Annotated in this window: 8 protein-coding genes; 6 read left to right on the top strand and 2 right to left on the bottom strand. The window is 43.1% G+C overall.

Going from position 1 to position 11,379, the window contains the following annotated elements; all coding sequences use genetic code 11:
• The first annotated feature begins 249 nt into the window (after nucleotides 1-249).
• The 6 genes from WJM45_RS10320 to WJM45_RS10295 all read left to right on the top strand — a co-directional run bounded on the left by WJM45_RS10320 (nucleotide 250) and on the right by WJM45_RS10295 (nucleotide 7,701).
• Nucleotides 250-810: a Uma2 family endonuclease gene (locus tag WJM45_RS10320; protein ID WP_341328844.1), complete on the top strand. Its 561-nt coding sequence runs from the start codon at nucleotides 250-252 to the stop codon at nucleotides 808-810.
• A 21-nt stretch (nucleotides 811-831) separates the two neighbouring features.
• Nucleotides 832-4,155 (top strand): VanZ family protein, encoded by a 3,324-nt coding sequence (locus WJM45_RS10315; protein WP_341328843.1) that lies wholly within the window; start codon nucleotides 832-834, stop codon nucleotides 4,153-4,155.
• A gap of 87 nt (nucleotides 4,156-4,242) precedes the next feature.
• A complete protein-coding gene (locus WJM45_RS10310) occupies nucleotides 4,243-4,653 on the top strand; it encodes a hypothetical protein (RefSeq protein WP_341328842.1) in 411 nt (136 codons plus the stop codon).
• Between the two features lie 77 nt (nucleotides 4,654-4,730).
• Nucleotides 4,731-5,282, top strand: coding sequence for a formaldehyde-activating enzyme (gene fae, locus WJM45_RS10305; RefSeq protein WP_341328841.1), 552 nt, complete (start codon nucleotides 4,731-4,733; stop codon nucleotides 5,280-5,282).
• Between the two features lie 731 nt (nucleotides 5,283-6,013).
• Nucleotides 6,014-6,472, top strand: coding sequence for a hypothetical protein (locus WJM45_RS10300; RefSeq protein WP_341328840.1), 459 nt, complete (start codon nucleotides 6,014-6,016; stop codon nucleotides 6,470-6,472).
• 14 nt (nucleotides 6,473-6,486) lie between these two features.
• The gene (locus WJM45_RS10295; protein ID WP_341328839.1) at nucleotides 6,487-7,701 is read left to right on the top strand and encodes a hypothetical protein; all 1,215 of its coding nucleotides are present in this window, start codon (nucleotides 6,487-6,489) and stop codon (nucleotides 7,699-7,701) included.
• 1 nt (nucleotide 7,702) lies between these two features.
• Here the strand turns inward: WJM45_RS10295 and WJM45_RS10290 are convergent, their stop codons facing one another.
• Nucleotides 7,703-10,555: an EAL domain-containing protein gene (locus tag WJM45_RS10290; protein ID WP_341328838.1), complete on the bottom strand. Its 2,853-nt coding sequence runs from the start codon at nucleotides 10,553-10,555 to the stop codon at nucleotides 7,703-7,705.
• 4 nt (nucleotides 10,556-10,559) lie between these two features.
• Nucleotides 10,560-11,294: a PEP-CTERM/exosortase system-associated acyltransferase gene (locus WJM45_RS10285; RefSeq protein WP_341328837.1), complete on the bottom strand. Its 735-nt coding sequence runs from the start codon at nucleotides 11,292-11,294 to the stop codon at nucleotides 10,560-10,562.
• Nucleotides 11,295-11,379 lie beyond the last annotated feature (85 nt).

The raw sequence follows: 11,379 nt of genomic DNA, 5'->3' as shown, positions 1-11,379 counted from the left end.
AAAAGCATTTCATGGTTAAACTACCGAATTTAGGTTGAATGGCTGATTCTGTAGGGCCTGACCGGTTTCTTCGCGATTACAATCTAACCGGCTTAGTTCATCGTCAAGGCTGGGAGTTTTAGACGGCGATCTTTTCGCTATTCGTTGTATTCGCGCTGGCGAGTTTGATTTATCATTACGACTTGAAAAGGATTTTATCGGGTAAAAAGGAAATGTAATTAACGAACCGCTTGAACCGAAGAGTCCATCATGAATCAACCGGCTTTACGCGAGGCGACTTACGAAGACTTGTTCGATCTGCCCGAACATATCATCGGCGAAATCATCAACGGGCAGTTAATTACTCAACCACGACCAGCACCAAGACATGCTTTGGCTTCTTCGGTTATTGGTGATGAATTGGTTAGCCCATTTCAGCGTGGAAGAGGAGGGCCGGGTGGGTGGTGGATATTGGACGAACCCGAATTGCACTTGGGACGGAATATTCTGGCCCCCGATTTAGCCGGTTGGCGACGCGAACGCATGCCGCAACTGCCCGAAGAAGCCTATTTCAGCATTGCTCCTGACTGGATTTGCGAAGTAATTTCGCCCGGAACTTCGCGTATCGATCGCGCCGTCAAGATGCCGATTTATGCGGCATGCGAAGTTTCTTGGTTATGGCTGGTCGATCCGGGGCCAAAAACGCTTGAAGTCTATCGTTTGCTGGAAGGGCATTGGTTGCTTGAACATACCTGGCAGAATGACGATATGGTTAGGGCGCCGCCTTTTGACGAAGTTGAACTGGCCCTGGCGGACTTGTGGGCTCCTTGATGGTCACTCGCGGGCTTTCGTATGAATAAAAAACTTCTTATCGGTGCAACGCTATATACCTTGTTCGTCGTCTACGGCAGTTTGGTTCCGCTCGATTACCGACCAATGCCTTTCGACGTCGCTTTGGAAAAATTCCGAAATATTCGTTATCTCAATCTAGGCATAGAATCGCGTGCGGACTGGGTTGCGAATATTCTGCTTTACATACCGCTGTCTTACTTTTGGGCGGCTGGTTTTGGCGGTCAATTTCGCGAATACACCAGGCTACTGGTTGCGGTGCCGGTTTTGCTGTTTTGTTGGGCTTTGGCTGTTTCGGTCGAGTTTGTTCAGTTATTTTTCCCACCTCGTACCGTTTCGATCAACGATTTGATCGCCGAGGCAATGGGCTCGACCATGGGCGTAGGACTTTGGGTATTTTCAGGCGATTATTTCCGCCGTTTATCCCGTCATCTCTCGCTTGGTAATTTTCTATCGATCAAAGCGGCGATTATTTTCTATATCGCCATCTATTTTGCCTTAAGTTTTTTTCCGTTCGATTTTGTTATATCCCATCAAGAGCTTGACACTCGGTTGGCCTCGGGCAATCACAGCCTGTTTATGTCCATCGATACGTGCCGAGCCGATGGTATTCGCTGTGTGGTCAAGCTGGGGGCCGAAATAGTCGTATTGATTCCGTTAGGCATTTTACTCTGTTTATTGCCTTATATTTCGCACCCCAAACTGGTTTGCATCTTAACCGGTTTTTTTATCGGATTGTTCGTCGAAATCGGTCAATTATTTTTGGCATCAGGCGTGGCGCAAGGCATTTCGGTTTTGACCCGCATGACCGGGTTGGGGGTCGGCGCGGTCGTGTTTGCCTTTTTTTCCAAACACGACAAAGATTATTGGACCGCTTGGTTGAAGCCCACGATCCTAACGCTTCTACCTCTCCATGTTTTTTTGGTAGCCGCGCTGAACGGCTGGACCGGCGGGAATTGGATCGGTCTTGAAAAGGCGCTTGAAAAACTCGAAACGGTTCAGTTTTTACCGTTTTACTATTTTTATTATACGACCGAGTCCTTGGCCATGGTGAGTTTGCTTAGCAACATCGGCATGTATTTTCCGGTTGGCTTGGCTTTTTGGTTGTGGAACTATGCGGACTCCAAACCTGAGCGCTTTCATTGGGTTTTAGTCGGATTAACTGCTGCTGTCTTTGCCACGTTGGTAGAAACCGGCAAGTTGTTTTTAGCGCCTAAGCATCCCGATCCGACCGATGTGTTGATCGCATTTGCTTCGGCGGCATTGGTTTATGAATTGCTTAATCATGCGATGCGCTGGTTTTCAAATGGTAAGATCAAGCAGGGAAGGGGGGTATCGATTGCCGAAGCATTCCACGATGACGAAGACTCTATTTCAGAGGATGATTCTATTCGGTCATCGGCAACCGTTAAACTGCAAGCAATCGATAAACGTTGGCGCTTATTCACGGGAATTCTTGCGCTGATTATTGGTTGGGCTTTATTGAATTATCCGATTGGCGCGCCATTTCTATCGGCATTATTAATCGCTTACGCTGTTTTATTGATTCGTTATCCTCAGGCCTGGCTATTCGTCTTGCCGGCAATGCTACCGGTTCTGGATTTTGCCCCTTGGACCGGTCGGTTCTTTTTTGACGAGTTCGATCTGGTCGTTATGACAACCCTTGCTGTTTATTATTGGCAAAAATCCAGCATTCGGTTAACCCGACAGTTTTCCGGAACGGTTAAGTTATGTTTAGGATTGTTTGCTTTAATTTATCTAATTAGCGTATACAGAGGCTTATTTCCGCTGCAAGACATCGATATCAACGCCTTTTCCAATTACTACAGCCGCTATAATAGCTTACGAGTGGGCAAGGGGGTAATTTGGGCCTTCTTTTTGTTTCCACTGTTAAAACAAACATTGCAGCAATATCCGAAGGCAAAACAGTATTTCGGTTACGGAGTATTATTGGGTTTGATCGGCGTCATTGGCGTTTCGATTTGGGAGCGCTTTTTGTTTTCCGGGTTGTTTAATTTTGAAAGCGATTATAGAATCACCGCAATGTTTTCAACCATGCACACCGGTGGTGGGCATATCGATGCCTATTTAGTCTTGGCATTACCTTTTATTGCGATGCTGTTTCTCTACGCGCCCCGCAGATTGATGGGCGGTATAACCGGTTTTGGAATTTTTGCTGCCGGCCTTTATGTCCTGATGGTGACCTTTTCCCGAGGACCTTATCTGGCTTTCGCTATAGCGTTGATCGTTTTTTTGATCAGTCTAGTTTTTGCCGTTAACGCGAAACATTTGCGCACTAACCGAAAATCAATACCGCTGTTGAGCGTGGTATTGCTAGTTCCGGTCATGGTCATTCCGGTCTTTCAAGGCGGCTTTATACAAGAGCGCTTCAAACGTATCGATCAAGATCTGGATGTTCGCCTGCAGCATTGGCGAGCTATTCTCGACATGAGAGATGACGACGTCATGACGACTTTATTTGGAATGGGCGTTGGCAGTTACCCAAGAACCTATTTTTGGTGGCACAGAGGCATTGGCATGCCGGCCACTTATACGATACAAAGCGATGACGAAAATCGCTATTTGCGTTTAGGATCGGGTGGTTCGCTTTATTTAGACCAACAGGTCGCGATAGAGCCCGACACCGAATATCGCTTATCTGCGGATTTACGTACGGAGTCGGGGCGAGGGGAGGTTACCTTACCCATCTGTGAAAAATCGTTATTATATTCGTTTCGTTGCGTCTGGATTACCCTACGAATCGATTCCGAGCCGGGCTCCTGGAGCCGGACGGAAGCAACCCTAAATACAAAATATGTCGGATCCAGTTTGGGTAAAACAGCGGGAGAATTGTCGAGACGTCCGGTTAAACTGGGTATTTACAATAATAGCCAAGGCAATGTCATCGACATCGATAATATCAACCTGACTGATACTAATGATAAAAATCTGCTTAGCAATGGCGACTTTTCCGAAGGAACCGATTATTGGTTTTTTACGATCGATAATCACCAAGCTCTCAATATCGACAATTTTTGGGTACATCTATTATTCGATCTAGGCTGGTTTGGTACCACTGCATTTATAATCTTGCTGATTTATGCTTGTTATCGACAGCTTAAAGCGCTCAGCAAAGGTGACTACTATGCGGCGATTTTACTCTCATCGATTTCGGGATTTGTTATTGTCGGTACGGTTGGTAGCCCATTCGAAGCGCCTCGACTCAGTTTATTATTTTTTCTGATCGTGATTTTTGCATTGAGCGAAAACAAAAAATTACCATTACGCAAGCGAACCCCGGAATTCGTTAAGTCGTCATTAAGTTAATCCTTGGAAAATGTAGCCCGGCCATAGCTAAAAGGCTACGGATACGTTAACCGTTATACGCGTTACTTTTTTTCAGGAGATTCAAAAATGATGAAATTGATCGCAATAATCATCACGGGTTTGGTTTTTTCAACGTCGGCCTTAGCTTCAGGCGGACATCATCATCCAGGCCGAGGTAAAGGATATAGCAAACACTATTACCATCCGAAGCATAGAGCTAAACGATACCGGCCGGTTGAACGCGTTTATTATCGCGAAGAGGTCCATTACTATCCGCAAAGAGTTACTGTTTACGAGACAGTGCCTCGTTATATACCGGCACCTGCCTATGTACCGGCTCCACGCTATAGCCGTTATGACCAAAGGTCCACGCAAGGACTGGTAGGCGGGGCCGTAGGCAGCATGTTAGGGTATGAGATCGGCAGAGGCGATCCGATTGCATCGGGCATCGGTGCGGCGGCCGGCTCATTGCTTGGCAACGAATTGGGCCGTAGATAACGATTGCAATTTTATTCGTTGCGGATTGCTATACACCAGGAATAGAATGCCGGTTTTTAACCTTACAGGTGTTTTATATGTCAGATTCAATTTGGTTTAGAACCGGCGAAGCCACCGTATTTTCCAGCGAAGGGCAAGGCACGGATGCCATGCCTGAAATTCTTATCGGCAGCGTTAAAGGGCCTGCAGGCCACGCATTTGCCAATTTAATGGGGCAAACCGAAGGGCATACTCGGATGTTTGCAATACGGGCCTGTAACCAACAAGTGCGTCCTGCTACCATCATGGTACCTAAAGTTACGATAAAGTCGACCGACTATGTGAATCTATTCGGCGGTCCCGTTCAATCGGCAGTCGCCGATGCAGTATTGGACAGTGTAATCGATGGCGTGATCCCGGCCGATCAGGCCAATGAAATTTGCATCATTGCAATGATTTGGATCGCCCCTGAATGCGCAACCAATCCGGATCTCGACCGCAAGGACTTATATCGAACCAATTACGAAGCAATGAAGTTGGCCATTCAGCGTGCGATGACACAATCGCCAAGCATTGAGGAATTGATAGCGAACCGCCATAAAATCGCACATGAGATGTACGACCCGGAAACCGGCGAGTCACAATGGTAGTTACCTTTCGCACTTCGAATTTCGGCAGTCCCTGAGGAGGCGCCTGGGGTCCGATAAAGGCTTTGCCAGCATGGAGCTGGCGCGGACACCCAGGCGCCGAATTATCAATCGTTAAATCTTAGCAAGTATTCAATAATGATCCATAGAAAAGCGATGGCAATTATTACTAGATTCTCATAATTGTTTTTCTTCAAATTCGTCAATATCTTATCTTTTTCCCTCTGAAACCAATTTCTATCTTCTAGACTCAATTTTAAGGCTCCATTGCTTTAGTTGGTTGAGTTTACGCGCGTCATTAACGTCAATCAACTTTTCTGTAACTATTCAAGCTCGAATTATTTAGGTTCAGAGTGGAAAACATTTCGGATGCCAAAAAGCCTGAAACTAAGGTGGTTATAATGGCGCATAATGTATATTATGTTAAATAATGTCATTAGGAAATAGTTGCTTATAATACTCCCTTTTGATTGAAAAACCGTCTAAGAATAAAAAGGCATGGGATGTGTCTATCGAGGACCGCCGTGAACCCGTCCATGGGGGCTTGACGGCAGCGTTCCCTGCTGCCGACATCCTCGCTAGCCACACCCCATACCTTCATAAAGTTAACCATTTTTTGAGTATAAAGGGAGTAATCTTTATCAATTAACTCCTCCTCATTTGATATTCACAAAATAGTAACTAAACTTTGATTTCTTTTTAAAACTCACTTTAAGACCTAAGGCGCTTCCCATTTGAAGTCAAACGAATCGAATAAAAATCTACGACGAAAGCAATTTGGATTTTTAGCGTTGCTCTTTGTTTTGATGTCGCAGGTTTTATCCGCTCCCACGCCAAGCATTTATCCCGTTGTCAACAGCGCATTAACGCAAAACTCTGTTAGCCGAAACGGATTGAGCGCTATATTTAGAATGCGGCTTCGCCAATGGCAAGACGGTTCTCCCATTATTGTTTTTGTATTACGTGACAGTAACCCTCTTCATAAACAGTTTTGCAAACAAGTATTGAATGTATTTCCACATCAGATGCGTCGAAGCTGGAACAAGCTGGTATTTAGCGGGACCGGCCAGGCTCCCGTTACCGTTGCCAGCAAGGAAGAAATGGTTGATAAAATCGCATCTACACCTGGCGCAATCGGATATTTAAGCGGTGAAGACATCACTGAAGATATCAAAATCCTGATCATAAAATAAGGCCTTTTCCATTCATGCGTCATACGTCAACTTTAAACCGTTTTTTTAAATTGAATAGCTACGGTATCGCATTAGTTTTATGCTGCCTGCTTACTAACGCTCAAGCCTTCGAAAGCGATTGGTTACCTCAAAACCTCCAGATTCACGGTTTTTTATCTCAAGGATTTATTCATACTTCCGATAATAATTTTTTTGGTAAAACTGACGATTCGATATCAACCGACTTTAGAGAACTCGGTATCAATGCCTCTTATAGAATTTTGCCGGAATTGCAAATTGCCATGCAGATAGTATGGCGCGATGCGGGTAAAACCGACGATAGCAATGTCCGAATCGATTATGGACTGGCCAGCTATAACTTATATTCGTCGGAACATTCACTATTAACACTTAGGGGCGGCAGAGTCCCTACTCCGCTTGGCTTATACAACGATACACGGGACGTTGCCTCGACTCGTCCCAGCATCTTATTACCTCAATCGATTTATTTTGATGTCAATAGAAATTTGGCGTTATCAGCCGACGGCGGCTATATCTACGGAGAACATAGAACGGACTATGGCGATTTTTCGTTGAATTTCGGTGTAGTGATCCCAAGAATGGATGATCCGGATTTTAAAAATACACTAGTCGGTTCAGATCCGGGAAAAATGGAAGGCGATATATCCTGGGTGTTGCGCACCGGTTACGAATGGGAAAACGGCTTAGCTAAGCTAGCGATAACCTATGCAGATTTTAATGGCGATTACAAACCATCAGCCGGCGCTTTTTTTCAGGCAGGTTCTTGGCGATTTAATCCATTAATCTTTTCAGCACAATATAATGCCGAAAAATGGTCGCTTACCGGCGAATACGCCTTACGCCGGGCTCAATTGAAGAATTTCGGAGCCATTCCGGACACTGAATTTACCGGCCAAAGCTTTTATATACAAGGCACCTATAGACTGACTTCTTCTCTAGAAGCGTTAGTGCGTTATGACGAATTGATATGGGACATGGATGATAAAAAAGGTTTGAAACTCGCGCAAGCCGCACCCGGAATCATCAATCATTCCAGGTTTGCTCAAGATTGGACTTTTGGTTTACGTTATGAAATATTACCGGCATTGAATTTTAGTGCCGAATACCACCGAATCAATGGAACCGGCTGGCTATCCAACTTGGAAAATCTCCAAGGAACAACGCAGCATTGGGATATGTATACCATTATGATGTCTTACGACTTCTAATTTACTTATGAAATTCAAGAAACGGCATCGGCTTTCCTATTCCATAGCCTTGGGCATAATCAACACCAAGTGTTGCCAGTTTTTCGAAAATAACGTCATTTTCAACAAATTCGGCAATCGTTTTTAAGCCCATTCCTTGGCCTACACTATTAATGGCGTTGACGAATAATTGATCATCCAGGCTTGAATTAATATTTTTTACAAACGACCCGTCTATTTTTAAATATTCAACCGGTAATTGTCTTAGATAACTCATTGATGAAAAGCCCACCCCGAAATCGTCCAAAGCAAAACTTCCGCCTATGCTGTTGATATTATTTATAAATTCATGAGCAGACTGCAAGTTGGTCACTGCTTGCGTTTCTGTCACTTCAAAAATAAATTTATGTGCATCGAGCCCATATGAACGCAACAGCTTATCGATTTTTGAAAAAGCATCGATATTTGAAAGCGTCTCCCCGGATAAATTAATTGACAGCCTAATATCGACTCCTTGTTCTATTAATTCAACCTGCTTTACGAAAGCGAGTTCGACAACGCACATATCGAGTTGAAAAATTAATCCCGTTTGTTCAGCGACTTCGATAAACATACCTGGCGGAATGATTTCGTCGTTGCTTCCAATCATTCTCAATAAACACTCATAATGAGATATGCTTCTATCGCGGATATGCATGATCGGTTGGTAAAACAGCTTAAATTGCCGATCGTTAAGAGCCTGTTCGATTTTGGCTTTCCAATTGACCTTCGTTTTGATTTCGCTCCGATGAATATCCTCGCTATTTGCAAGTCTCCACCCTCCCCGACCGGATTCTTTGGCTTTATACATTGCAACATCGGCAGTTGCCAAAAGGTCTTGAGCAGAGCAATTAGGCTCTGGAAACATTAAAACCCCTGCACTAACCGAAACCCGATGTTGTTGATTGTTGTCCGTTATCGATACCGAGGCCATTTCTGTACAAATTTTTTGCACTAAATCTTCGGCCGCTTGTTGATTGATTTCAGGAGCGATCACGATAAATTCATCGCCTCCAAATCGAGCGATAACATCGGTATCGCGAGTTGAACTGCGTAGTCTTTCGGCCACTTTAACTAGTAATTCGTCACCGACTTGATGGCCGCTGCTATCGTTAACGTATTTAAATTGATCGATATCGAAAAAAATCAAGGCTGAGCTATGATGATAGCGAGTCGCCATATTGATAGCGTGCTCGAATTCTTTTTCGAATTTTCGGCGGTTATATAAACCTGTCAACGGGTCGTGTTCGGCCAACCAAGTCAATTGTTTTTCGGATTTGCGTCTATCGGTTAAATCCAATCCGACAATTAAAACTTCAGGGTCGGCATCGATACCTAGCTCTTTTAGCACTAATGGCGATAAAAACCATGAGATATAGAGTTGAGCTCCGTCGATGGAATAAATCGGGCATTCGTATTGAAAGGTATTGTTATACTTATCCAATAGTTGTGTTATTGAACTTTCAATCATCCCTCTATGTTCTTCAGTAGGAATAAATTCGACAAAATCTGTATTTAATAATTCGGCTTCCGTATATTGAAGCAAATATTGCGCATACTGATTGACGGATTTAATACGCCCCATACTATCGACCGTCATAATAATGACTTGAGCCGAATTAAGAATATTGTCGATAAAATTCTTTTCGATTTGCAGCTCCAAAGCTTGTTCGGAGAGGCGTTGGGTGCGTAAATTAACTTCATCGTCTAGTTGCTTAAGGGTTGATATCAGTTGGTGCGAGGCGGATTCTAAAACATCGATTTCATCTTTAAAGAAACTGTGTTTTTTCGAGTAAAGTAATAATTTGGCCACTAAGTCGTATTGTTTTTTTGCGATCAACGGCAATAATGCAATGAGTCTTTTTAATTTTTGCGTCGGTCCAATCAGTAATAGTAACAATACTCCGCCGGACAACAATAAACTAAGCAATCCATTAATGGCATAGAGAGCAGTCGCATTTTTGATTTCGTCCAAGCCCCTACTAATATCTTCAATAATCAAAAGTACTGTATTGTTGTTTCCATTAAACGGAAAAGGAATGATCTCATAGGTCCTATTCTCAAACTTAAATATCTTCGGATAATCGGGTATTCCATCAGGATATTGCCGACTAAAAGCGTTAAGTAATCCGATATTGCGTTCTGAATCCGTTAAAGCCACTATATTTGCTTGCCATGGCGGAATAGAAAGTAATTCTTTTTTTGGATTTGTGAATTCATGAGGTAACGTTAAGATACTAATCCCGGAACCGGTCAAGTCTCTCATCTTTAAAACAGTATCGGCAAGATCGATACCAAAAATGAATACGCCGATAAAACTTCCGTGATGTAAAAACGGCGTAGCATGAAAATGAACGCAGCGCTCCTCGCATAAAATTTTGTCGAACGGTGATTCATGGGTAATCACATAATCCAACCATTCTGAAAGCTGCCCATGATATAGCGTGTTCCCCCAAGAACCAATCAACTTTTCATCGGAACTAAACAGAAATGCCGATTCAATATCCGATTCGACTTCAATTTTAAACCAGTTGTTATCGATAAAATGGTCAATGACCTCCAATGCGTTTTGGGGGCTGGTTTTGTCATCGATAAATGCCGGAATCAACCAACCGATATCGACCCTGTCGTTCTTGATGCCTTCCAAAATACCTTGAAAGGCTTGTCGATAAAAGCGATGAACACGAGACCTTTCTTGCTGGTAATTCTGATTCAATGAAAACTGTCCGAACAAAACAATGGCACCGGATGCTAGTGCTGTTGCAAAACCGACAGCGAGTATTGTTTTCCAAACCAGACTAAGAGACGGCTGTTTTTGTTTTTTGACAGATGGCATGTTGTCAATGAGAATCTTTTAGTTCCGAACTGATAATGTCAAATAGGAGTCGATATTCCGGCATTAAGTTTTGATAAGTTTTTTTAGGAAAAATAATAAAAGGTGCACGTATGCCAAAATGGTCTATGGGTTGCCCAATCTGTTTTAATTCAACGCCAAAGCGCACTAATAATCTAGCTAAACGAGGCTCCATTAATGCAATGCCATAATCGAGTGCGTGTTCCAGCATAAGTGAGATAGAAGAGAAAGTTAAGCTCATCGGTAGGTAATTAGTGGAAAACCGTCTGTTTTCGTGATCATTTTCACGCATATTGTTATTCATCGAATAGTCTTTGTCGGATGGTCTTCTTCTAAAACGAGAGATCAGAGCCATTCTGGATACTTCGCCTGTCTTACCTTCTTTTAGTGAAGTTATACCAGAGCCTCTAAAGTCAAATTCTTTTTTATAATACAACTCAATCGGTAACTTTTTCTCCGTGTCATCTTTTAATGTGATGATACGAATATTTCCAATAGGTTTTTTATCTCTTTTATAAAATAAAACACCATGAACGGCATCGTCATCCCATTCATCTGATTCTTGAAATGCGTTTTCAGAATTCGGCGATAATTTTTTTAATTCTTCACAATAAACCTGGTATCTAACGTGATAAGCTTGCTCTAGTAAATCTTGAGTATTCGCCTTAACCGTATAAAAATAATTTTGATAGTGTTCGCATAGAGTCATTGTATCTTTCATTTGTATCCTTCTTCCTTCTCATATCCTAAAATATTGACTAGACTCTAAGCATAGTTCAAAGCATTTATTTATCTAGAACCCATGT

It is taken from the genome of Methylotuvimicrobium sp. KM2 (assembly GCF_038051925.1).
Classification (GTDB): domain Bacteria; phylum Pseudomonadota; class Gammaproteobacteria; order Methylococcales; family Methylomonadaceae; genus Methylotuvimicrobium.
This window is presented reverse-complemented; position numbering and strand designations above follow the sequence as displayed.

What these genes read in the sequence shown, in the direction of transcription:
- WJM45_RS10320 (WP_341328844.1), top strand. Translation starts at nt 250, where the DNA reads ATGAATCAACCGGCTTTACGCGAGGCGACTTACGAAGACTTGTTCGAT.
- WJM45_RS10315 (WP_341328843.1), top strand. Translation starts at nt 832, where the DNA reads ATGAATAAAAAACTTCTTATCGGTGCAACGCTATATACCTTGTTCGTC.
- WJM45_RS10310 (WP_341328842.1), top strand. Translation starts at nt 4,243, where the DNA reads ATGATGAAATTGATCGCAATAATCATCACGGGTTTGGTTTTTTCAACG.
- fae (WP_341328841.1), top strand. Translation starts at nt 4,731, where the DNA reads ATGTCAGATTCAATTTGGTTTAGAACCGGCGAAGCCACCGTATTTTCC.
- WJM45_RS10295 (WP_341328839.1), top strand. Translation starts at nt 6,487, where the DNA reads ATGCGTCATACGTCAACTTTAAACCGTTTTTTTAAATTGAATAGCTAC.
- WJM45_RS10290 (WP_341328838.1), bottom strand. Translation starts at nt 10,555, where the DNA reads ATGCCATCTGTCAAAAAACAAAAACAGCCGTCTCTTAGTCTGGTTTGG.
- WJM45_RS10285 (WP_341328837.1), bottom strand. Translation starts at nt 11,294, where the DNA reads ATGAAAGATACAATGACTCTATGCGAACACTATCAAAATTATTTTTAT.